The sequence below is a fragment of the Flavobacterium sp. MK4S-17 genome, assembly GCF_009848495.1.
In the GTDB taxonomy this organism is placed as follows: Bacteria; Bacteroidota; Bacteroidia; order Flavobacteriales; family Flavobacteriaceae; genus Flavobacterium.
In genome coordinates this window covers 15,060-39,191 of sequence record NZ_WWEP01000010.1, presented here as the reverse complement: position 1 = coordinate 39,191, position 24,132 = coordinate 15,060, and the positions used below count along the sequence as shown (strand labels likewise).

Genomic DNA, 24,132 nt, shown 5'->3' with positions numbered 1-24,132 from the left:
TTAAATTGAGTTTATGGTTTTCCTGAAGGCTTTTTCTGCTTTGGCAAAAGCACTTTCATCAATTTCAAATTCGCCATACCAGCTGTGGTCATACACGTATGAAAGGTATTCAAAATCTTTACGCAGGCTACTGTCTTTTATTTCATACAGGTAGTCAGTATTGGTTTTATCCCAATGCCAGTCAATAATTTCCCTTAGTGCCAGCTTTTTTAACAGCCACAGGTAATAATAGCGTATGCCAAGCCTGTAGTTGCCGTTAGCTTTGGTTTCTTCCACAAGTTTGCCAAAGTCAGTAGTCTTAATATCTTCTTCCGTGAGTTCCTGTATATTAATTTTTTTACCTGATTTGGCAAATATCCACATACCCTCTTTATTAAGTAATGCCTTTACAATAAGATAAACCACGAATAATATAATCAGTCCGGCAAGTAAACGCACAACTACAGCAAACCATGGTGTCCTCTGCGTGTTGTCTCCAAATGAAAATATGTCATTTAGCAAATTACCCAGCCAGGTTTTAAAACGCTCCCATAGGGAAGTGACCTTTGCCTTGTTTTCATAAACAAAATCGGTATCGTTATATTTTTCCTTAAAACCGGGTGTAAATTCCCTTTTACTATAGTAAACACTGTCCGTGTAAACAGGATACACTGTTTCGGTGGGTTGTACTGAATCAGTAATAGGCTGTGAAAATGAAGAAGCCGTACAGGTAAATAAAAATATGTAGAGCAGTAGTTTATTCACTGTCAAAGTTTTTGCCGATAAGGTCAATATCTGAATGGAGTGACTGGTGCTCGTTTTTTTCTTTTGCACTGTAATATATAAGTCCCTGATTTATAAAAATAAAGTTGCCCAAAATATAACCCAGTGCTATTGAAAGCATAAAAGTAATTAGCATCATTAACCCTAAAAAGCTGAAATTTTCCTGTGTTGCCCCTGTAGTAGGATTTAATATTAGCCCTCCAATACCAATGATATAGGGTATAAAAGAAATAATACTTTGGGCCACGTAAACAATAATATACATAATTACCGATGCACCTACATGTGGCCAAAAACTTTGAAAAAGCATATCAAAGCCTTTGCGCATGGAAGTGAAATAGCCATTTCCTGTAGTAAGGTAATCATAAAAGGCAAGGCACATCCAGCAGGAAACCGCGCCAAAAATAGCCAAAGCAAAAGGGATACCTATTATTATTGCAAACAACAGTATGCTGAACAGTGAAATAAGTACCAGCAGAGGTAAAAATGTAACCAGCCAAAGCAGCGAGAATAATAGTATCCTTCCGGCTTTTGCTTTTAGCTGCCTTACTATTTCGGCTGTTTCGGGCTTTTCTTTCTTTTCATAAATACTGAGGTATATTACAGGAAAGCTATAGCTTAATAAGGTGATAATTATTATTAAGACAGCCAGGAAAACGCCTGTGCCTATAAAAAAGCCAAGGTTGGAATTAAAGTATTCATCCAGCACCCTGCCGGAAGCAGGAGTGCCGAAATTAGCAAAAAGCCCCTCGAAAAATACTTTTCCTGCGATGTATATAAGTACCAGTAAAATTAAAAGCAAACCGCCGTTTACGGCAAAGTAGGTTTTAAAATAATTTTTTCCGGCCACGCGAAAAAAGCCGAAAGTATCATTTATAAGGTCGCTGAATTTTCTTTTTTTATAGAGCTGTAACATTATCTGTAGTAACTTTTTTATTTACCTTAAACGGGTATATCAGGTAGTACCATGATATAAGCGCAAGGGTTGATATGATTATAAAAATATTGAGTATCCGGGGCATATCCGGCGAGTAGCGGGTAACAAACCCCTCCAGCATGCCTGCCGCAAAAGTAAAAGGCATAGTGCTAAGCACTATTTTAAGCCCGTTTTTAAAGGCTATTTTTAATGATGCCAGCCTTGAGTATGTTTTAGGGAAAAGTATTCCCGCTCCCAGGACAAGCCCGGCGGCAGCTTCTATAACTATAGCAAATATTTCCATGGCGCCGTGTATCCATATACCGCGCACACTTTCCCAAAATACACCCTGCTCATAAAAGAAATACTGGAAAGACCCCAGCATAATACAGTTAAACATCAGCATTAATACAGTACCAACACCTGCAAATATCCCTGAAATGAAACAGCGCAGGCCCACATTAAGATTATTGGCTGTAATGCCGACAGCACTGCCCCAGTTACTGCCGCTTTTGTAAACCGCCACAGGATTGCCATTGCTTATATTCTCTAAAGTCATGTTTACATATTCATCGCCTAATATAAGCCTTACGAATGTAGAATCGTTAGCAGCAGAAACTGCACCTATTGCAGTAAACAGGAAAAACAGTAAAAAGGAGTACAAAACATATCGCCTGTTCCTGTAGATGATAAGCGGAACCTCGGTCTTAAAAAAATAAACCAGCCTGTTGGTTTCTTCCCTTTTGGTTTTATATATTTTTTGATAGGTTAGCGAAGCTAAATGGTTAAGGTATGTAACAGCCTTGCTTTTAGGGTAATACGTTTGTGCGTAGGAGAGGTCGTTTACAAGGTGTATATAAAGGCTGGCCAGTTCATCAGGATTTTTTTTAGTTTTACCAAAAATAGCCTGCTCAAATTCAAGCCATTTTTCTTTATTTTGTTTTATAAAAGCCACTTCTCTCATACAAAAGCTAAAATATAAAATATGTCACAACTATCTATAACCACCACGCAAAATGTTAATATTAATTTTAACACGGCTTCGGTGGGCGACCGTATTTTTGGCTATCTTTTCGATTTGCTGGTAAAAATAGCTTATGGCATAAGCTTGTATTTTATTTTATTCCGCCTTTTAAAATTTGATGAAACGGTTTTTGCCGGTTTTGACATGTGGGAAAGAAACACTGTTATACTTATAATTTCTTTACCGGTAATTTTTTACAGCCTGGTACAGGAAAGCCTTATGGAGGGGCAAACCATAGGCAAGCGCATTATGAAGATAAGGGTTATAAAAATTGACGGCTACCAGGCAAGTTTCGGCGATTATTTTATACGCTGGGTTTTAAGGCTGATAGATATTTCGATAGGCTCGGGGATAATAGGGCTAATTGCTATGCTTGTTAATAATAAAACGCAGCGTTTGGGCGATATGGCAGCAGGTACGGCGGTAATATCCTTAAAAAATGATGTTACTATTGACCACACCATATTAAAAGAACTTGATAACAGTTATGTGCCAACATACCCGCTGGTAATAAAGCTTTCTGATAATGATATGCGCATTATTAAGGAAACGTATGATACCAGCTACAACGCGGCAGATTTTGATATGATAGAAAAATTAAAGGAAAAAATTGAAGCGGTAACAGGAATACGCTCTGTATCCCATAATGCAACTGCCTTTGTAGATACTGTTATTAAAGACTATAATTACTATACCCAAAACATGTAATGTTTTACCTGCTTGATATTTTAGGGACAATGGCATTTGCCATATCAGGTGTTTTAACGGCACTTAATAAAAGGATGGATCCTTTTGGTGTGTTTGTTATAGCATTTGTTACATCAGTGGGTGGTGGTACACTGCGTGATGTACTTATAGGCCATACTCCGGTAGGCTGGATGCTGGATTTGAATTATGTTTATATAATAACAGCAGGCTTTTTTATTGCTGTGCTTTTCAGGAAAAAGCTTGACAGGTTAAGGGTTTCCCTTTTCTTTTTTGATACTATTGGCTTAGGGGTTTTTACACTTATAGGCTTAGAAAAAGGTATTGCTATAAACCTTCACCCGGTTATATGTATTGCCTTAGGTACAATGACTGCCTGTTTCGGCGGGGTTATACGTGATATTTTATGTAATGATATACCCGTTATATTCAGGAGGGAAATATATGCTACAATTTGTATTGCGGGAGGTTTGGTTTTCTTCACGCTGCGGCAGCTAAACATACCACAGGATATTTTATACCTGGCAACTTCAGGTTTTATTATAAGCCTGCGGCTGCTGGCAGTACATTTTAAATGGTCATTACCTTCACTCGGCAACAGGTGATTCTGATTTTACTACTGTAGTACCTGCCCAGAGATCTCCCAATCTTTGATTGTGTTTGGTGTTTTTTATAGTTATTATGGCAACAACACCAAAAAACATCATATCTATTAAATCCAAAGTATGCCTTTTAAGTGATTGCAGAGCAGTTATTTTACTGTTGTATTTAATACAAACGGGTTTAAGCCCTACAATGCCGTTACCAAGGGTTGCCCCTGTTAATTTTTCTATACCTACAGTCATAATCAGCCAAAATAGAGGCAATAATAAAGCGGGCAAGCCATTTAGTTCATAGTTTTTTCCATCATTAGTAGTGCCTAATTTTACTATTAATGAGTAATCAATCATAAAGATTATGGAGTAATCTATAAATCCTGCTATAAACCTTCTCTTAATGTATGTTTTCTTTTTTTTCATTTCACCGTTATGCTACTTAGCCACATGTACCCATCCCACTATAGGTTCAGGATATTCGGGGTCATTAAGCTCTAAAACAAAATAATAAGTGCCTGAAGGTACAGCGTTATTACCCGGGCCTACCTTGCTTACACTGGCTATACCATCCCAGTCTTCTTTGCTGTGGTTGCCTTCCCATACAAGATTGCCCCAGCGGTTATATATACTCATTTTAAAATTCAGGAAAACATTGCGGAGCCCTTTTACAAAAAAGGTATCGTTATAACCATCGTCATTAGGGGTAACATAATTAAAGGTTTCAGGCGGGCATTTCCTTGTCCGTAACAAAAACGAGCCGGTAGTAAAGCAACCGTTTTCATCCTCAAGGCGCACAAATATTTCCTGTGGGTTAGCTTCCGATTTATAAGACGAAATATCAAGTATGCCTCCCGCTCCTGAAAGTGCATCTTCCAGTGTTTTATAAAAAGAAACAACATCTGTGGATTCATTTTTAAGAGAGTCTTCATACCCGGAAAAATCAAAAGTGCCCAAGCCAAAGCCTTCATTGCATGAAATTATATTTTCAGGCTGCATAAGTACAGGCTTTATCCAAAGGTTTACTGTAACAGTAAAAGCATTATTGGTTTCATCGCTTTCCTTTACAATACCGGTTCCGTCACCAATATCGTCAGCAACAAATGTAAGTTCAAAATCCAGGGGTAAAGAGGCTGGTATTTCCAGAGTAATAACACCTTCCTCACTGCCATCAACAGGTATGTCCAAAAGCGTTTCAGTATAATCAAAAAATACTCCGTCAACGTAAATTGAAACAGGTGTACCTGAAGGTAAAATATCATCGCTGTTAAAATTATTTACAGAATAGGCAACATCAATTATCCTCGAATTACATTCCTGGCTTATATTGTTTACCTGTACAGTGGCATCAGGGAAAAGGCAATCTACAGCTATAAGGTTAAAGCTGGTGAAACCATAGCAGGAGTGCACATCTTCAACCCTTACATATATAGCTTGTGTGGCTGAAACAGAAGTATAATTTGCTGTATTGGTAATATTATCCAACCCTTCTTCTGCCTTTTCCTGCGATATATAAAAAGTAACTGTATCATCGGGGTTGCCTTTTAATTGTTCTTCATACGCTGAAAAGTTGAAAATACCAACCCCTGAATTATTGAATGTTTCGCATACGGTTATATCTGCCGGGTTTACAGGGACAGGGGAAACCCATAAAGAATCATTAATGGTATAAGTGTTATTGTTTTCTTCTGTTTCCTGTACAATACCGCTGCCATTACCGGTATCATCCACAACAAGCAGCAGTTCATATTCAGGCCCCATTCCGGCAGGTACAGTAACGGTTATTGTTCCCTCTTCAATGCCGTCAATGGGTATGGGTGCAGTAGTTTGCGCAGTGGCAACCAAAGTGTTGTTTACATAAAAAGCAATAGGCGTAGGTGCCGGCAGTATATCAGTACTATTTGTATTGGCTACTTTATAATCTATAGTCAGTTCCCGCGAATCGCAGCTTGTAGCTATATTTTCTGCCGAAATGGTGGCATCGGGCAACTGGCTGTTAAGCTTGGTTATTATAGCATTTACTATAACCAAATCCTGTCCCGACTGCAGTTTAATATTGGCACTTTCATCACCCACCTGAATCATATTTTCAATATTGTAAATATCAATATCCATATTGTGCAGGTTAACAGAGCCTGTTATGCTGTTGGTACAGTTAAAGGCATTGGTGGGCGGGTTAAGTGCATTGCTTAAAACAATGTTATTTATCGTTAGCTTTTCATTTATTGCTATTGATTCATCGCCTTCCCATGCTAAAAATCCTATTTTAGCCCCGTTGTTATCAATTACATTCAGGCTGGGTAAATCTATATCTATATTATTGGGTACAAACTCAAAACCGTCATACAGGTTAATCTGGTTAAGGGGCAAATTGTCATTTTTATACAGTACAAGTATGGCCCAGCCGCCAAAATTAGTACCGTTACGGCAATAAAGGTTTTGTGTTGGCGTTTGGCCGTTTTCGTTAATAAGGTCGGTAAGGTCAAGTTCCGAAACTGTATAGCTGCCTGCTCCCTGTGCCTGTACCAGTGCAGTTACATCGGCAAAAGCACCAAAATAAAAGCGATTAACCATCATGGTTTGCCCGTTTATGTTTTCGGCTGTCTGCCTTTGTATGTTAAAAGTCCTTTGGGCGGTTATATCCTGTGCGTTAAGCTGGATATCAAAATCGCCCGTGCCGGAACCTGCCCAGTATAAGTATGCCTTTAAAATTTCATCGTTGGTATTTAAATTCAGCTGTGCGCTGGATGAGGTAAGTATTGTACAGGTGCCATTACTCAATACACCATTTTGGGTTACATTTAATGTATTGCCAGCAAAAGTAAAATCATACCTGCCGTTAAACTGTTCGTACAGCGAAATGTCAGTTTGGGCATTTGCTGCTAAAACAGTATATAAAAACAGGAAAGTATAAAGTAACTTTTGCTTCAAGGCATTATTTTTTGATGCTTTAAAAATAGTAAATATTTGATAATGCCGTATTTTAATCTTTAATCAATAACTGTAGCAGGGTTTACAAACAGGGTATTGCCAAATTATTTATACTTTTACCACAGGGTACCAAATAATAGTAATGTACAGGATAGAAAAATACAATGCATCGTATTACAACCAGTGGAATGAATTTATAATGAATTCCAAAAACGGTACATTTTTATTCAACCGTGACTTTATGGAGTACCATAAAGACAGGTTTACTGATTTTTCCCTTTTATTTTTTGAGGGCAGTAAATTAATAGCATTACTGCCTGCTAACATTACAGGAAATGAAGTACATTCACACCAGGGGCTTACCTATGGCGGGCTTATACTTAAAAAAAGTATTGGTGCAGAAAAAGTAGAGGCTTTGTTAAATGAACTGCTGCTGTATTTAAAAAGTAATAATATAAAGCTGCTGAAAATTAAGGATATTATATCTATTTACCATAAAGAGCCTTCTTTTGAATTGGCTTACCTATTGTTTAAAAATGGTGCGGATATGTACAGGAGGGATATGAACCTTGCTGTTAATTACTCCCTGCCACTTGCTATATCCAAAAGTAAATTAAAGCATTTCAGGAAAGTTTCGGCTTTGGGGCTGGAAATGAAAAAGGATAATGATTTTGAAACATTTTGGGACGATGTGCTTATACCGAGGCTGGAAGAAAAGCATAATGTAAAACCAGTACACACCAAGGAAGAAATTAGATTGCTGCACAGCCATTTCCCTGAAAATATAGTACAGTATAATGCTTATATTGATGATAAGATTGTAGCAGGCATAACCCTGTTTAATTTTGGCAACGTGGTAAAATCACAATACGGAGCTACTACCGAAGCGGGAGAAAAATACAGGGCACTGGATTTTTTGTTTATCAACCTAATAAGGGAGTTTGAAGGCAATGCCGATTTTTTTGATATGGGTAACGTAAATGAGCAGGAGGGAAAGGTTTACAATAAAGGACTTTTAAAACAGAAAGAGGAATTGGGATGTTCAGTATATCCCCATGAATATTATGCATTAACAATACACTGATTGAGTTTAATAAAAAATATAATTAATAGCCCGCTTTTCAGGGTATCCTCACTTAACACTGTAAGTGTAGGGGTAAGGATAGCCGGGGGGCTTGTAGCCTCAAAAGTTATAGCATTATTTATAGGGCCTGCAGGGCTTGCCCTGGTAGGGAACTTCAGGAACTTTATCACTTCCATCGAAGCATTTTCCACATTGGGCTTCCAAAACGGTATTATAAAATTTGTAGCTGAAAATAAAAAGGATGAAAAGGAATTGCAAAAAGTTCTTTCAACCATTTTTATTACAATACTTGCGGCAATAGTTTTTTTCAGTATCATCCTTTTTTTCGGGGCAGGACTTTTAAACACTCTTATATTCAGCAAGGCTTCACAATATGCATGGATTTTTAAAATACTGGCATTCTCGCTGCCCTGGTACACAGGCAACCTCGTTTTTATAGCTGTACTAAACGGGCTTGAAAAATATAATAAAGTAATATCCATAACAATATGGGGCAACATATCAGGGGTTGCTCTTTCGGCATTGCTGATATGGAAGTTAGGAGTGCCCGGTGCTATGCTGGGGCTTATTTTTACGCCTGCATTAATGTTCCTGTTTTCATTTTACCTGGTTTACAGGCAGTTTAAAGGGAAGTATCATTTCGGGAAGCGCTTTTTTGAGCCTGTTTTACTTAAAGGGTTGTTTTCCTATAGCATTATGAGTTTATTTACAGCGCTAGCAGGGCCTGTGGTATATTTATCTGTACGTAATACAATAATAAATAATGCAGGATATGAAGAAGCAGGCTTTTGGGAAGCTGTAAGCCGAATCTCTGTATTTTACTTAATGTTTATTTCTACCTTACTTACTACCTATTTTTTACCTAAACTTTCCATTGCCCAAAAAAGAAGTGAAACCCGCAGCATTTTCTGGAGCTATTATAAAAATATAGTCCCTGTTTTTATCATAGGGCTTATTGCAGTTTATATACTCAGGGACTTTATAATAGGCATTTTATTTACAAAAGAGTTTATGCCTATGGAAAAACTGTTTTTATGGCAGCTTTTGGGAGATTTTTTTAAAGTGTGTTCCCTGATACTGGGCTATGAATTTTTTGCTAAAAAAATGACACGTTCCTTTATCGTTACCGAAGCAGTATCATTTGGGCTGTTATATGTTTTCAGCGTGGTATTTGTAAAACAGTATGGCAGTGAGGGTGCAGTTATGGCGCATGCCTTAACCTATTTTATTTACCTGCTTATATTGCTGGTTTATTTCAGAAAAAAATTATTGCCGAATGCTGTTTAATACTTTAGATTTTGCAATTTTTTTCCCCATTGTTTTTATAGGGTACTGGTTTATTTTTAATAGGAGCCTGCGCCTTCAGAATATATTTTTATTACTGTCCAGCTATTTTTTTTACGCTTGCTGGGATTGGAGGTTTATGTTTTTGCTTTTGTTTTCTACGGTGCTGGACTTTTATTCCGGGGAAATGATTAGCAAAGCGCAGAGTAACAATCAAAAGAAAATATGGCTTTGGACTAGTATAGGCATAAACTTAGGCTTCCTGATGTTTTTTAAATACTTCAATTTTTTTATTGAAACATTTGCTGGCACATTTTCATTATTTGGCTACACCATTTCAGGATGGACTTTAAATATTTTACTGCCGGTTGGTATATCGTTTTATACTTTTCATGGCCTTTCCTATGTTATAGATATTTATAACAACCGCATAAAACCGGAAGGCAGCTTTATAAACTATAGTTTGTTTGTAAGCTTTTTTCCACTATTGGTTGCTGGCCCTATTGAAAGGGCTACGCACCTTTTACCACAAATAAAAAATAAAAGGATTTTCAGGAATGAAGAAGCTATAGCAGGACTTAAACAAATTTTATGGGGGCTGTTTAAAAAAGTTGTTATTGCCGATAATTGCGCTAAATATGCTGATATTGCCTTTAATAATACAGAAGGTTCATCGGGGAGTACCCTGGTTTTAGGTGCTGTTTTTTTTGCTTTTCAGATATACGGAGATTTTTCAGGGTATACCGATATAGCTTTGGGTTCTGCACGTTTACTGGGTATAAAACTCCTGCGTAATTTTTCGTATCCTTATTTTTCTGTAAACATAGCAGAGTTTTGGAGAAAGTGGCATATTTCGCTTTCCTCATGGTTCCGCGATTATGTTTATATTCCTTTAGGCGGCTCAAGGGTTACAAGGGACAAGCAAATAAGAAATGTTTTTATTGTTTTTGTTTTAAGCGGGTTTTGGCATGGTGCCAACTGGACTTTTATAATATGGGGGATACTCCATTTTTTATACTTTTTACCCTTACTGCTGCTTAACCGTAACAGGAAAATTAATGAAGACAATAAAAACCTGCCTGATATAAAAACCCTTGCCAATATTATAATCACTTTTATTATGGTAACATTTGCATGGATTTTTTTCAGGGCAGAAAATATAAATCATGCGTTTAGCTATATATCAGGAATATTTTCAGGGTCATTCTTTTCAGTTCCTGAGCTTTTCCCTAAGACGTTATTATTAACTATTGCAATTTTTGTAGTACTTGAGTGGCGCGCCAGAAATAATGAAATAGCATTGGACAGTATTTTACATCGTACACCTTTATTTTTAAGATATGCGGTTTATTATTTTATCCTTTTTTTAGTTTTTTATTACTCATCAGAACAAAGGCAGTTTATCTATTTTCAGTTTTAGAATGAAAAAGTTTTTATATAGAATATTGATTTTCTGCATCCCGATAATAATTGCTTGGCTGGGGCTTGAATTGCTTTACAGGTGTGTGCCTAACAATTACAGTTATAAAAACAAGACGGTAAAAGAAAACTATAATGCCCAGGTTTTAATATTAGGCAATTCACATTCTTTTTACGGTTTAAACCCGGGTGAGTTTTCCTTACCGGCTTATAATTTATCTAACATAAGCCAAAGCATTTACTTTGATGAATTATTGTTTAACAAGCATATTGAGAAGTTTAAGAAGTTAAAATTTGTAATACTTACTGTTGACTATTTTACACTTGGTATGGAAGATGATTCTGCCGAAGACAAATGGCGCAAGTATTTTTATAATGCACAGATGGATTTAAAAGTACCTTCTGTTTCGTGCTTTAATCCGCGTGCATACAGCCTTGCGCTTGTGCCACGTTTTTCACTTACAATGCATGCTGTAAAGCAGTATCTAAATAAAGGCACATTAGCAGAGTGTAATGAAAAAGGCTGGGAGCAGTACTATGGTATTAACATAAACAACAATGCGGAAACCGGTAAAGAAATAGTAGATAAGCATGAATATGGCACTCTTGATTTTTCGGGTAATGTTGGCAGAATAAATAATATAATAGGGGAGTGCAGGGAGAAAAATATTAAAGTTGTTTTAGTTACAATGCCCGTAACATCCTATTACGCTGATAATGTAAACAAGCAGAAGTTGGGCAAAATTATTGCGCAATGTAATTCGTTTAATAAAAAGGATGGAGTATATTATGTGAACCTGTTTCAGGATAAAAGGTTTAATAATGCTGACTTTTATGACGTTGACCACCTTAATACCAAAGGCGCACAAAAATGTACTGAAATTTTAAATGACTATATAAGTGAAGTAGATTAATTACTTTCCCACGCTTTAAGATACTTTTCAGCTATATTCAGGTAGTTATGTTCGCGTTCCACAAACTGCCTTGCCCTTTTTCCCATTGCCATTATTTCTTCCGTATTCTCAATAAGATTACACAATTCGTTTACAATAGCCTGTACATCAGGAAGTGCATTTACAGCTACTCTTTCAGTTAAATTGTAGTACTTCATAAATTCCTCTTCTGCACCTGTAAAAACCACTTTGCCTTTTGCCATTGCTTCAAGGGCATTATATCCCTGGTCATAACCGTACACCTGGTCCAGTAAAATATGGGCAGTATCCAGTTTTTGAGTATATTCTGCATACGGCAAGTTTTCAACAATAATTATTTCAATTTTTTCAGGATATTTTTCTTTAATTACCTTTAGTGCTTCTTCAAAATAAAAGATGCCTTTTTGGTTATAGTTCCATCTGTTTATGCCCAAAAAAATAATGGTCTTCTCAATAGATGAGGTTTCTTTGTAAATAATATTATCAGTATTTATAGGGTTGGGTATCATTCCCAGGTATAAAGGATTATCTTTTAATGGGATATGATAATCCATGTCGCTGGCTATAACACCATTTACATTTTTATATAAAAGCGTGTGTATTTTTTTATGTGCTTTTTTTTGATAGTCAAAAATATACCTGTATTTATCTTTAAGATTGTTGTCCTTTAAATAAGGGTCTAACAGGCTATATGTAAAGGTATTGTTAAGCAATGCATTTACTATAGTATAGTCAATACCGCAGCAAAGAAGAAACGCTTTTTTATTTTGCTTAATCAGCTTTTTTAATAAATGATACTCAAGCCTTCGGCTGGTTTTTATAGGTGTTTCGTTTATTAGTTGTATTACATCATAATCTTTAAACTTTTGAAGCAGAAAATAAAAACGGATACCATTTTCTATTTTAGCAACATCATATTTAAATAACCTGAATATAATCTGGCGGGGAATATTGAATAATTTAAGTTTAAAAAGCTTTGATGCCACTGAATAATCAGCAGGATAATTTTTAAAACCGTCTCCATCACTAACAAGTGTCACCTCATGCCCTAAAGTTAGTAAGCCTTCTTTTAATGAATTATGCAGCCTGCTGTATTCACCAACCAATAATATCTTCATGAATGACTATATTTGTTTTCGAATGTAGGTAATATAAATTAATGTCACAAACCCAAAAAATCAAGATATGCCTTGTTGGTGAAACGCTTTCGGGAGGTGGTGCTGAACGTTCACAGGCTTTTTTATCCAATTATTTTACAGGGCATGGAATTGAAGTTCACCATATTATTGTGCAGGATGTGGTAACTTATGGTTATTCCGGAGAGCTCCTTAATATGGGTAAGTTTAAAAATAAATCCAACGGCATTTTTAATAAGCTTAAAAGGTTTTGGATTATACGGAAATACATCAAAAAGCATAACTTCGATTACATTATAGATTTCAGGATACGCATAAAGCCCATACAGGATTATTTAATTTCTCGTTTGGTATATACAGTTCCTACAGTTTATAGTGTAAGGCATTCGATTATTGACTGGTATATGCCCTCGCAAGCCTGGCTTACAAAATTGATATATGGTAAAAGCTATGGCGTGCATTGCATTAATAACAAAATGAAGTCTATTGTGGAAGAAAAGCATGGGCTTACAAATGTAAAAATGATTTATAATGCCGTAGATAAAAATTATATAAGGCAAAGGTTACAGGAGGTTAAGCCGAATACCGGATTTGAATATATAATAGCAACAGGGCGGATGGGTGATGATAATATCAAGCAGTTTGACAGGTTGATTGATGCTTACTCAAAATCTGTTTTACCTAAAAGCAATATTAAATTAATGCTTTTGGGGCAGGGAACCCAAAAGGAAGAATTAGAAAGTTATGCTATAGAAAAAGGGCTTGCAGATATGGTACTGTTTAAAGGTTTTGAAAGCAATCCGTACATTTATATGAGAGATGCACTTTTTTTTGTTTTAAGCAGTAAAAAAGAGGGCACACCTATGGTGTTGTTAGAGTCACTGGCCTGTGGCACGCCTGTGGTAGCGTTTGACTGTATAACCGGGCCATCGGAAATAATACAGCATAAAGAAAATGGGCTTTTAATTAAAGACCAGGATTTTGAGGAGCTTACAAAAGGCATCAACCTGATGTGTGAAGATAAGAAGCTATACCTCAAATGTAAAGCAAATGCAGTTTCGAGCATTGAAAAGTTTGAACTTGAAAACATAGGCAGGCAATGGCTTGATTACTTAAAAATTGATGTATGAATATAGAAATTATAGATATTCCCAAAGTAAAGAATAACAAAGGCAACATTGCAGTTATTGAAAATGATGTTGTTCCTTTCGAAATTAAAAGAGTTTATTATTTATATGATGTTCCCAGTACAGCGCGAAGGGGAGGGCATGCCCATAAAAATTTAAGGCAGCTTTTAATAGCGCTTTCAGGAAGTTTTGATGTGGTTTTAAAAGATGGGAATAATAAGCAAACAATAACATTAAATAAGCCCGATAAGGGGCTGCTTATAAACAAAGGCATTTGGCGTGAACTCGAAAACTTTTCTTCTGGAGCTGTGTGTATGGTAATAGCATCAGAAGTATATAATGAAGAGGATTATATAAGGAGCTATAGTGAATTTACAGAATACATAAAAATCAATAAGTAGTAGGGTTAATTCCTGATTTAACCAGTTTTGCTTTTAATACTTTTATAGACCTCAGTACAAAACCCGGCATTGCCAATAGCAGCCTCTGAATTGAATTGAGATTTTTTTTATCTATATTTTTTATCATTTCCCTATAACCGGATTTATTCCCTGCTTCATTATATTTTTTAGCGATTATATACCGGTTAAAATCCAGGTATTTTTTCAAGTCTTTCCGGGTAGGATAGCGCTGTTCATAAAAATCGAAATCGGTAATTACTTTTCCGGTAATAGGCGACTGTGTTATCTGGTTTTCCGATTGCATGGTATATAAAACCATAGGCTGGTTATAATAAGCCAGTTTATAAAGTAGGTTTGCCCTTATGCTAAAATCAATATCCTCGCCAAAAGTAATATTTTCATTAAACAGGCCTGTTTTATCCAAAATGCTTTTTTTAACGCAAAGGGCCGACGGGCAATAAATAGGTTGTTTTAAGCCTGCTTCAAAAAAATTATTTACAACTCCTGTATTCAATTTAAAATTATGGGTAATAGAAACACCGTTGGGGTAAACCTCAAGATATTCAGTTGCAAAAAGCCCGGCTTCAGGATAAGAGCTTATAAGTCCATAAATTTTTTGTAGAAATTTAGGTTTCCACACATCATCTGCATCCAGAAACGCAATATATTCCGCGGAAGCATTTTTAATGCCTGTATTGCGGGATGCGGATAAGCCTTTATTAACCGGGTGCTGTATTATTTTTATTCTGTTGTCAGTAAATTTTTGTACAGCTTCCAGGCTTTTATCGGTAGAGGAATCATTGATTATTAATACTTCAAAGTCGGTAAAAGTTTGGCTGAGTGCGCTTACAAGGGTTTTCCCTATATATTTTTCTTTATTATATAACGGTATGACTACAGTGAAAAAAGGCACTTTGATTTATTTTAAAGAACAAAGATAGCCTAATCGGTATAAATCAAAAATAAAAAGCGAAGGCTTACTTCCCAACAGGTTTTTACGGAATTTTTTAGCAGTCAGTTCAAAAAGCAGTCGGAAAAGTCCGGTCATACCGGCTTGTTTTATAAGTTTATAAATACCTGATATTTTTACATAATCAGGTGGCAGCAGGTTACTATCCAGCAGGTATTTTAAACCTATAACAGCCTCCTCTGATTTTATAAGGAATTTCCGGCTATTATCAAGCCCCAGGTGTAAAACCACATTGGCTATATGCTCAACCGTTATTTTCTCTTTAGATAATTCATAAGAAAATAGAGTGTCCTCATGGCGAAGGTTAGGTATATTTTCATTAAACCGCACTTTACTAAAAACCTGTTTTGAAATGGCAAAGTTTAATGTAAGCAGGCTCAGGTATGGCTCTTTTTTCCTTTCGGCTACGCTTAATGCCTCCCGTTCGTTACCATATACCCACCTTAATATTTTTTCTTTCTGGGGCTTTTCCTCCTGGTACTTTATACCCCCGTATACCACTTTTTCATTACCGGATAAATGTGGTATGTATTTTTGTATAAAATCACCTGAAACGGGCATAGTATCTGCATCAAGGAAGAGCAGCCAGTCAAATTTTGCTTTGTCCGCCAAAAGGTTTCGCACCTTGCTGCGGCCACTGTTAACTTCAAGTACTTCATACCTGCAGTGCGGTAGTTTATTTATGGTAAGATTTTGCCCTGTGCTTTCTTTATCGGTAGAAGCATCGTCAAGCACAATAATTTCAAAAGGTATATTTGTTTGTACTGCCTGCCTGTGTACCTCGGTTACCAGCGCAGTGACAGTATAATTATATGTTGGTATTAAAATGGAAAGCATTTATACCGTGCGCTGCACCACTTCAAATAAAGTACCGCTTTCGCATTTAAGGGTTTTTGACGGGAATTTCATTAACAGGGCATAGTCATGAGTAGCCATAATAATGGTTTTTCCGTTTTGGTTTATTTCCCGTAGCAGTTGCATAACCTCTACACTGGTTTGCGGGTCAAGGTTTCCGGTAGGCTCGTCTGCCAGTATTACTTCAGGATCATTTAAAAGGGCACGGGCTACGGCAACCCTTTGCTGCTCACCCCCCGATATTTGGTGCGGCATTTTGTGTACTGCATTTTTCATACCTACCTTATCCAGCACTTCGTTTATCTTTACATCCATTTCGCGCTTTTCGCTCCATCCGGTTGCTCTTAGCACAAAAAGCAGGTTGTCATAAACATTCCTGTCGGGCAGTAATTTAAAATCCTGGAAAACAATTCCTATTTTCCTGCGCAGGTAAGGTATGTTTCTCTCTTTAAGTTTTGAAAGGTCAAAATCTACAAAAATACCTTCCCCTTCTTTTAACGGAAGGTCGGCATACAGGGTTTTCATAAAGCTGCTTTTTCCTGTACCTGTTTTACCAATAATGTAAATAAATTCACCCGGATTCACTTCCAGGTTAATATCGGTTAACACTGCATTGTGGTCCTGATATACAGTTACATTTTTTAAAGATAAAACGGGTTGCGCCATAACATGCTTATATTAGTTTGGTAAAAGTAATAAGTTAACGCGGGTAATCAAAATTTATTTCGGGTAGCGGCAACAGGTGGAAAACCTTGTTTAATATTTCATAAAACCATACTAAAACCTTGAAATCTTCCGTTAAATAAAAATAAGAATTGATATATTTGGCTACTGTAACAAACCCTTTAATTTTATGCGCAGATTAAACAGGCTACTGTTGTTTTCCGTACCATTTTACGGATTAAGCCTTTCGGCACAGCAATCTACCATTTACACACACGAACTTAAGGATTATGAAAAGGCTGTTAACCTTTACAATGAAAAGCAATACCAAGCAGCCCAGATACTTTTTGAAAAGACGAAAGAAAAGGATACTGATATGGAAGTGCAGGCCGATTGTGCTTATTATATAGCCAATTGCGCCATAAGGCTTAACCAGATGAATGCCGACGAGCTTATGGAGGATTTTGTGGAAGACTATCCTACCAGCCCTAAGCAAAACCAGGCTTACCTTGAAGTGGCCGATTATTATTTTGGGCAGGGAAAATATGCGCAGGCACTGCAATGGTATGATAAGGTTGATGAAGCCTCTATGGGTAATGCAGAAAGGGAGCGCTACAACTTCCAAAAAGGTTACAGCTATTTTAGTGCCGGCGATAAAAAGCAGGCAGAAAAATACCTTAATAAGATTGTGAACTCTAAGGAATATGGTTCTCAGGCTAAGTATTATTTAGGATATCTTGCCTATGAAAGTGATAATTATAAAGATGCCAACCAGTACTTTGACCAGGTGGGCGACCAGGACAGGTATAAGGAAAAAATGTCCTACTTTCAGGCAGACATGAATTTTAAGCTCGGCAATTTCCAAAAGGCAATTGATTTGGGTGTACCACAGCTTGCCAAATCTGATGCGCACGAAAAATCAGAGCTTAATAAAATTATAGGGGAAAGTTATTTTAACCTGAAACAATATGATAAGGCCCTGCCTTACCTTAAAAATTATAAAGGCAAAAAGGGGAAATGGAATAATACTGACTTTTACCAGTTAGGCTATACTTACTATAAGCAGGGCGATTATGAAAATGCCATTGCAGAATTCAACAAAATAGTAGGCGGTAATGATTTTGTGGCACAAAATGCATATTACCATTTAGGGGAAAGTTATTTAAAGACCAATAAAAAGCAGCAGGCATTAAACGCATTTAAAAATGCCTCCGAAATGGATTTTGATGCTAAAATCCAGGAAGATGCCTATCTTAACTATGCGAAGCTAAGCTATGAAATAGGTAATCCGTACCAAAGTGTTCCATCTGTACTTAATGCCTTTATGGAAAAGTACCCGCAAACACCTTTCAAACAGGAAATCCAGGCTTTGCTTATAGATTCTTATATAACTTCTAAAAATTATAAGGAAGCATTATCGCTGCTGGAAAAAAATAAAACCCCCGAGAACAGGGCTGCTTACCAAAAAGTGGCTTTTTACAGGGGGATGGAAATGGCTGCCGACGGCAACTACCAGCAGGCACTGGACTTGTTTAAAAAATCTATAGCTGAGCAGCGCGATGCACGCTTTACGGCCCGCGCTACATTTTGGAAAGCGGAGAGCGAATATACATTGGGGCAGTTTAACGATGCTTTGCTTAGCTATAAGCAATTTACCGGCCTGCAGGAAGCGAAGAATACGCCTGAATATAAAAATGCAGATTACAATATAGCCTATGCTTACTTTAAGCTTAAAGAGTATGAGCAGGCGGCACAGTCATTCCAGGCTTATATAGATAAATCAAAGAATGATAAAGTAAGGCTTAATGATGCTTACCTCCGCCTTGGCGACAGTTATTTTGTTTCCACTAAATACTGGCCGGCAATGGAAGCCTATAACAAAGCTATTGAAATGCAGGGTATTGATGCCGATTATGCTTACTTTCAAAAAGGGATTAGCTATGGGTTTGTAGGTAGGAACGAAAGAAAAATAGAAGACCTGACAAAGTTTGTGCAAACCTACCCGCAGTCAAAATATGCTGATGATGCATTATATGAATTGGGTAATACATATGTAACCGAAAATAAAACAGACAAGGCGCTGCAAACGTATGACAGGATTTTAACGGAATATAAAGGCAGTTCCTACATATCTAAAACCTTAATGCGCCAGGCACTGATTTATTATAATGGCGGCAATAACAACAAGGCACTGGAGAAATTTAAAAAGGTGGTTGCCGATTTCCCTAATACGCCCGAATCAATGGAGGCAGTATCAACAGCAAGGATAATTTATGTTGATACGGGGCGTACAGATGAATATGCATCATGGGTAAAAACGTTAAGCTTTGTAGATGTTAGCGATGCCGACCTTGACAATACAGCATTTGAAGCAGCAGAAAAACAATATTTGCAAAACAATACCAAGCAGGCAATTTCAGCACTTAACAGCTATATTGCAAAATTCCCTAATGGTATTTCATCATTAAAGGCCAATTTTTATCTTGCACAGGCTTATTATGCCGATGGGCTTGAAGGTAACGCAGTACCTCACTATGAATTTGTAATTTCAAAGCCGAGGAATGAATATACGGAACAGGCTTTGGCGAGGCTATCGGAAATACATCTCAAGAAGAAAGATTATACTAAAGCGGTACCCGTGCTGAAACGCCTTGAAACAGATGCCGACTTCCCGCAAAATGTAACTTTTGCACAGTCTAACCTTATGAAAGCTTATTATGAGCAGAAAGATTATGCAAATGCCGTAGTATATGCCGAAAAAGTACTGGCAAACAGTAAAACAGAAGACAGGATAAAAAGCGATGCCCAGATTATAATTGCACGTTCTGCCATTAAAACCAATAATGAGCAGAAAGCAAGGGAGGCTTATGCAAAACTGTTCCAGATTGCAAAGGGCGAACTGGCTGCCGAGGCATTGTATTATGATGCTTATTTTAAAAACAAGGATGGGCAGTATGAGGCTTCCAATGCTTCAGTACAAAAGCTCTCCAAAGATTATTCGGGATATAAATATTATGGTGCTAAGGGGCTTGTAATTATGGCTAAAAACTTTTACAGCCTTAAGGATAGCTTCCAGGCTACATACATACTGGAAAGCATAATAAAAAACTTTACCGATTATCCTGATGTTGTGGAGGAAGCCCAAAAAGAGCTGAATGCCATAAAAGCTGAAGAGTCAAAAAGAAATTCATCCATCCAGAATTAATCATAAGCCGTTACAAACATGAAAATTAAATTTCAATATATAGCAGCCGTAATTGCACTGGCAGGGATACAGGATGCATTTGCGCAGGAAGAAAAAAATATAGGTACAGAGGTTGTAAATGTGGTAAAGCCTTACACCCCAACAATATCTGATGCTTTTAAGGTAAAAGAAACACCTGTTATTGAAGATGATGAAATACAGGAAAAAAAGGAAATTGAGTACAACATTTTCTCATTCCCTGTGGCTTCAACCTTTACCCCGTCTAAAGGCAGGGCTGCCGGCGTGGAAAGGCGTGAGCGTGAAAAGCTTTTTAATAATTATGCAACGCTTGGCGTAGGAAATTACGGAACTGTTAATGCGGAGCTTTTTGTTACAGAAAACATTAGCCGTAACGCCTATGTTGGCGGTATGCTACGCCACCTGTCTTCTCAGGGCGGTATTGATGATGTAAAGCTTGATGATAAATATTATAACACATCGTTAGACCTTACCTATGGCAACAGGCAGCAGGGTTATAGCTGGAATGCCGATTTAGGCTACAGTAACAAGGTTTACAACTGGTATGGTATCCCTTTTCAGGAAATAGAATTTGATGATGCCACCCTTAATGGTATTGACGAGCAGCAGACATACCACTCTTTATACGTTGGTGGTAAAATAAGTGCAAACGACAGCTTTTTTAAAGATGCTTCAGCCTTGTATAAGCGTTTTTGGGATGCTTCGGGTTCAGCCGAAAACCGCTTTTATGTAACGCCTTCGCTGGATATAGCGGTGCTGGATGAAAAGATAAAAGTAGATTTTATAGCAGATTACGTAGGCGGCACTTTTGAAGAGGGTTTTATGTCGGGAGAAGAATTAAGCTATAACTTTTTTAACCTTGGGGTACAGCCAAGCATACTTTTTCAAAGGGATGACTTTTCAGTAAACCTTGGGGCAGGACTTTTTTACAGCATTGGTAAAATGAATGATGAAAGTGATAATAAATTCTTTGTATATCCGCAGGTTAAAGCGTCCTATAAAGTTGTGGGCGACCTTATGATAGCCTATGCAGGTGCGGAAGGTACCCTTAAGCAAAATTCATATGCCGATTTTGTTGAGGAAAATCCTTTTGTTTCACCTACTCTTGCTGTTGCGCCAACAGACCAGCAATATGATATTTATGTTGGTTTAAAAGGTAAACTTGCAGGAAATGTAGCTTATAATATACGAGGCTCATATATGAATGAAGATAACAGGGCATTTTTTATCAGTAATAGTATATATAGTGCTCCTGCATTTGAAGATAATGCCGCCGGATATGCTTATGGCAATTCTTTTGGGTTGGTGTATGACAGGTTAAAAACAGTAAGCTTTTACGGTGAACTGAAAGCGGATTTTTCTAAAACCGTTACAGCCGGAATAAATGGTACATTCAACAGTTATACTACAGACCAGGATGAGGCATGGAACCTGCCGCAGTTTAAACTTGGCGCCAATGTAGATGTTGATATTACCGAAAAATGGTATGCCGGCGCTAATGTATTTTTTGTAGGTGAGCGTAAGGATATAAGCCTGTTTGAAAATACTGTACTTCCCGGAGATGATTATTTTGGGCAGGTAGTAACCATGAAAAGCTTTTTTGACCTTAATGCTCACGTAGGCTACAGGTATAATGAACGCTTAACAGGCTTTTTAAGGCTGAATAACATAGCCAATCAGGATTACCAGCGCTGGGTTAATTATCCGGTGCAGGGATTTCAGTTCCTTGTAGGTGCGTCTTATAAATTCAATTTTTAAACTACTAAACAGTTATATAAAAACCTGCAGGAATCCCTGCAGGTTTTTTTAATGTAAATACAATGCAGGAATTAAAAAGTAAAGTAATTGCTTATTACAGGCAGCAGGTTCAGGATAAGGAAGATGCTTTTAGGGATATGATAGCTGCCCTTACAGAGGGGGCAGCTAATGATGCCAAAGGTTCGGCAGGGGATAAGCACGAAACAGCACTTTCCATGATGCATCTGGAGCAGGAAAAACTCAATGCCAAGCTTGCCGAAATACTTGCCCAAAAAGCCATTTTAAACCGTATTGACAGTAATACACAATCTTCAAAAATTATTTTAGGCAGCCTGGTAAAAGCTAACAGTATGCTGCTGTTTTTATGTGCTGCACTGCCTAAAATTACTGTTGATGGCCAAACTGTTATAGCGCTTTCTCCCCAATCACCATTAGGCAGCAAACTGTTGGGTATGCAGGAAGGCGATTCATTTACAGTAGGTAATGTTTCCTATACTATTGAGGTGGTTTGTTAGTATATTGTTTCAGTTTGTAATTAAAGCAGGCAATTTTTATATTATCCCATTTTCTTATTTATTATAAAATTCATTATTAAGTTTAATTTTATAACCATAATTGTATTTTATGTTTTAAAATTTAAACTAAAAGCACAATTTTGGCTTATTGAAAATAACCGCTACCCGGTTCAAACTAATAAGTGATAATATGTGTGGAATTTTAGCAATAATAGGTAAAGGAAAAGATGAGGCTTTAGTAAAGCAGCTTTCAAAAAGGATATCGCACCGCGGGCCGGATGAAAGTGATTTGCATGTAACTGAAAAAGGGCATATACTAAGCCATGAACGTTTATCTATTGTTGACCTTAATACCGGTAAGCAGCCCATACAGGGGACATCTGATGCATGGATGGTACATAATGGGGAGATTTACAACCATCAAAAGCTAAGGGATACCGTTTTAAAGCACCACACATTCCGCACAACTTCCGATTCCGAAGTTATAGTACACCTCTATGAGGAATATGGCTATGGTTTTTGCGATATGCTGGATGGTATTTTTGCCTTTGTAGTTATTGATGGTGATGATTTTATTGCAGGGCGCGACCCTCTTGGCGTTAAGCCTTTATATTATGGGCTGGATGAAAGAGGGAGGATTTATTTTTCTTCGGAAATGAAAGCTATTGCCGACCAGTGCCAAACATTTTCTACCTTCCCGCCGGGGCATTACTATACACCGCAAACAGGTTTTGTAAAATATTACAGGCCGCAGTGGGAAGATGCTGCTAAAGCTACTTGTGAAGCTGAGCTGGCTGCAATACGGGAAACCTTAACCGGTGCTGTACAAAAAAGGCTTATGAGTGATGTACCTATTGGTGTACTTTTATCCGGCGGGCTGGACTCTTCACTTACATCTTCCATAGCAGCAAGGCTGATGAAGGAAGAGGGACAAAAGCTTCATTCATTTTCCATAGGGCTGGATGCCATGGCGCCCGATGTTGTTGCGGCACGCAAGGTTGCTGAATTTTTAGGCACACAGCATCATGAAATTTACTTTACCATTGAGCAGGGAATAGAAATACTGGATAAACTGATTTGGCACCTTGAAACATATGATGTAACATCAGTAAGGGCAAGTACACCCATGTATTTCCTTTCTAAGGCAATAACTGATAGGGGGATTAAAGTAGTGCTTTCAGGAGAGGGCGCAGATGAGATTTTTGGAGGCTACCTTTATTTCAGGAATGCACCAACGGCTGCCGATTTCCAAAAAGAAACCATAGAGCGGGTACAGAAATTGTTTACTGCCGATTTACTAAGGGCAGATAAGTCGACCATGGCACATGGGCTGGAGGCAAGGGTACCGTTTTTAGACAAGGAATTCCTGGAACTGGCCATAAAAATTAAGCCTGAAGAAAAGCAGCCGGAAACTTATAACGGAATTGAAAAATACATATTAAGAAAGGCATTTGATACACCGGAGCAGCCCTATTTGCCTGATGAGGTATTATGGAGGCAAAAGGAACAGTTTTCAGACGGTGTAGGCTATAACTGGATTGATACGCTTATAGCCTATTGTGCCGCACAGGTAACGGACGCTGAAATGGAACTGGCAGAAGAACGTTTTCCTTATAATACTCCGGCAACTAAGGAGGCTTATTACTACAGGTCGATTTTTCATAAACATTTCCCGCAGGTTAGCGCAGCACAAACGGTGAGAAAATGGATACCTAAATGGCAGGCGAATACTGACCCAAGCGGCAGGGCAAATGCCGCACATATTAAGGCTGATACAGCCATTTCCCAGCAAAAAATAATTAAGGCAGCGGTATAAAGTTTCAAGGTTTGGAAT

21 protein-coding genes are annotated in these 24,132 nt (G+C 37.5%); 12 read left to right on the top strand and 9 right to left on the bottom strand.

The window, feature by feature from the left end; all coding sequences use genetic code 11:
• The 3 genes from GSF09_RS04540 to GSF09_RS04530 are packed head-to-tail and all read right to left on the bottom strand — an operon-like array spanning position 1 to position 2,642.
• Positions 1-744 (bottom strand): DUF4129 domain-containing protein, encoded by a 744-nt coding sequence (locus tag GSF09_RS04540; RefSeq protein WP_159799755.1) that lies wholly within the window; start codon positions 742-744, stop codon positions 1-3.
• Positions 737-1,678 (bottom strand): hypothetical protein, encoded by a 942-nt coding sequence (locus GSF09_RS04535; RefSeq protein WP_159799754.1) that lies wholly within the window; start codon positions 1,676-1,678, stop codon positions 737-739. Before GSF09_RS04535 ends, GSF09_RS04540 begins: the two co-directional genes overlap by 8 nt.
• Positions 1,662-2,642: a stage II sporulation protein M gene (locus GSF09_RS04530; RefSeq protein WP_159799753.1), complete on the bottom strand. Its 981-nt coding sequence runs from the start codon at positions 2,640-2,642 to the stop codon at positions 1,662-1,664. The genes GSF09_RS04535 and GSF09_RS04530 overlap by 17 nt, the downstream gene beginning before the upstream one ends.
• A gap of 21 nt (positions 2,643-2,663) precedes the next feature.
• Between GSF09_RS04530 and GSF09_RS04525 the strand changes: the two genes are divergently transcribed.
• Both GSF09_RS04525 and GSF09_RS04520 read left to right on the top strand, forming a co-directional pair.
• The gene (locus tag GSF09_RS04525) at positions 2,664-3,410 is read left to right on the top strand and encodes an RDD family protein (RefSeq protein WP_159799752.1); all 747 of its coding nucleotides are present in this window, start codon (positions 2,664-2,666) and stop codon (positions 3,408-3,410) included.
• A complete protein-coding gene (locus GSF09_RS04520; RefSeq protein ID WP_159799751.1) occupies positions 3,410-4,012 on the top strand; it encodes a trimeric intracellular cation channel family protein in 603 nt (200 codons plus the stop codon). The genes GSF09_RS04525 and GSF09_RS04520 overlap by 1 nt, the downstream gene beginning before the upstream one ends.
• On the opposite strand, the gene GSF09_RS04515 is transcribed toward GSF09_RS04520, so the two are convergent.
• Positions 3,995-4,426, bottom strand: coding sequence for an RDD family protein (locus GSF09_RS04515; RefSeq protein WP_159799750.1), 432 nt, complete (start codon positions 4,424-4,426; stop codon positions 3,995-3,997). The genes GSF09_RS04520 and GSF09_RS04515 overlap by 18 nt on opposite strands.
• Before the next feature lie 12 nt (positions 4,427-4,438).
• Positions 4,439-6,931 carry a gliding motility-associated C-terminal domain-containing protein gene (locus GSF09_RS04510; RefSeq protein WP_159799749.1) on the bottom strand — a complete coding sequence of 831 codons (2,493 nt, stop codon included), beginning with the start codon at positions 6,929-6,931 and terminating at the stop codon, positions 4,439-4,441.
• Positions 6,932-7,073: 142 nt separating this feature from the next.
• On the opposite strand from GSF09_RS04510, the gene GSF09_RS04505 reads away from it, so the two are divergent.
• The 4 genes from GSF09_RS04505 to GSF09_RS04490 all read left to right on the top strand — a co-directional run bounded on the left by GSF09_RS04505 (position 7,074) and on the right by GSF09_RS04490 (position 11,632).
• Positions 7,074-8,015 (top strand): GNAT family N-acetyltransferase, encoded by a 942-nt coding sequence (locus GSF09_RS04505; protein ID WP_159799748.1) that lies wholly within the window; start codon positions 7,074-7,076, stop codon positions 8,013-8,015.
• Complete coding sequence (locus tag GSF09_RS04500; protein WP_159799747.1) at positions 8,016-9,302, top strand: O-antigen translocase; 1,287 nt, start codon at positions 8,016-8,018, stop codon at positions 9,300-9,302.
• Between the two features lie 184 nt (positions 9,303-9,486).
• Positions 9,487-10,719: an MBOAT family protein gene (locus tag GSF09_RS04495; RefSeq protein ID WP_370515978.1), complete on the top strand. Its 1,233-nt coding sequence runs from the start codon at positions 9,487-9,489 to the stop codon at positions 10,717-10,719.
• Position 10,720: 1 nt separating this feature from the next.
• Positions 10,721-11,632 carry a D-alanyl-lipoteichoic acid biosynthesis protein DltD gene (locus tag GSF09_RS04490; RefSeq protein WP_159799745.1) on the top strand — a complete coding sequence of 304 codons (912 nt, stop codon included), beginning with the start codon at positions 10,721-10,723 and terminating at the stop codon, positions 11,630-11,632.
• On the opposite strand, the gene GSF09_RS04485 is transcribed toward GSF09_RS04490, so the two are convergent.
• On the bottom strand, positions 11,629-12,768 hold the full coding sequence (locus tag GSF09_RS04485; RefSeq protein ID WP_159799744.1) for a glycosyltransferase: 1,140 nt from the start codon (positions 12,766-12,768) through the stop codon (positions 11,629-11,631). The two genes, GSF09_RS04490 and GSF09_RS04485, sit on opposite strands and share 4 nt — an antisense overlap.
• Positions 12,769-12,809: 41 nt before the next feature.
• On the opposite strand from GSF09_RS04485, the gene GSF09_RS04480 reads away from it, so the two are divergent.
• Both GSF09_RS04480 and GSF09_RS04475 read left to right on the top strand, forming a co-directional pair.
• Positions 12,810-13,916, top strand: a complete 1,107-nt coding sequence (locus tag GSF09_RS04480; RefSeq protein ID WP_159799743.1) for a glycosyltransferase — start codon at positions 12,810-12,812, stop codon at positions 13,914-13,916.
• Positions 13,913-14,314 (top strand): FdtA/QdtA family cupin domain-containing protein, encoded by a 402-nt coding sequence (locus GSF09_RS04475; RefSeq protein ID WP_159799742.1) that lies wholly within the window; start codon positions 13,913-13,915, stop codon positions 14,312-14,314. The genes GSF09_RS04480 and GSF09_RS04475 overlap by 4 nt, the downstream gene beginning before the upstream one ends.
• Here the strand turns inward: GSF09_RS04475 and GSF09_RS04470 are convergent.
• From GSF09_RS04470 to GSF09_RS04460, 3 genes are read right to left on the bottom strand one after another with little or no spacing between them, the layout of a single operon-like run.
• Entirely contained in the window at positions 14,304-15,227 is a 924-nt protein-coding gene (locus GSF09_RS04470; RefSeq protein ID WP_159799741.1) for a glycosyltransferase family A protein, read from the bottom strand. The genes GSF09_RS04475 and GSF09_RS04470 overlap by 11 nt on opposite strands.
• Positions 15,228-15,233: 6 nt before the next feature.
• A complete protein-coding gene (locus GSF09_RS04465; protein ID WP_159799740.1) occupies positions 15,234-16,121 on the bottom strand; it encodes a glycosyltransferase family 2 protein in 888 nt (295 codons plus the stop codon).
• On the bottom strand, positions 16,122-16,805 hold the full coding sequence (locus GSF09_RS04460) for a cell division ATP-binding protein FtsE (protein ID WP_159799739.1): 684 nt from the start codon (positions 16,803-16,805) through the stop codon (positions 16,122-16,124).
• Between the two features lie 187 nt (positions 16,806-16,992).
• On the opposite strand from GSF09_RS04460, the gene GSF09_RS04455 reads away from it, so the two are divergent.
• The 4 genes from GSF09_RS04455 (at position 16,993) to asnB (ending at position 24,114) form a co-directional block, all read left to right on the top strand.
• Positions 16,993-20,007, top strand: a complete 3,015-nt coding sequence (locus tag GSF09_RS04455; RefSeq protein WP_159799738.1) for a tetratricopeptide repeat protein — start codon at positions 16,993-16,995, stop codon at positions 20,005-20,007.
• An 18-nt stretch (positions 20,008-20,025) separates the two neighbouring features.
• Positions 20,026-21,783, top strand: a complete 1,758-nt coding sequence (locus GSF09_RS04450; RefSeq protein ID WP_159799737.1) for a TonB-dependent receptor — start codon at positions 20,026-20,028, stop codon at positions 21,781-21,783.
• 62 nt (positions 21,784-21,845) lie between these two features.
• Entirely contained in the window at positions 21,846-22,298 is a 453-nt protein-coding gene (locus GSF09_RS04445; RefSeq protein ID WP_159799736.1) for a hypothetical protein, read from the top strand.
• Between the two features lie 190 nt (positions 22,299-22,488).
• The gene (gene asnB, locus GSF09_RS04440; RefSeq protein WP_159799735.1) at positions 22,489-24,114 is read left to right on the top strand and encodes an asparagine synthase B; all 1,626 of its coding nucleotides are present in this window, start codon (positions 22,489-22,491) and stop codon (positions 24,112-24,114) included.
• Positions 24,115-24,132 lie beyond the last annotated feature (18 nt).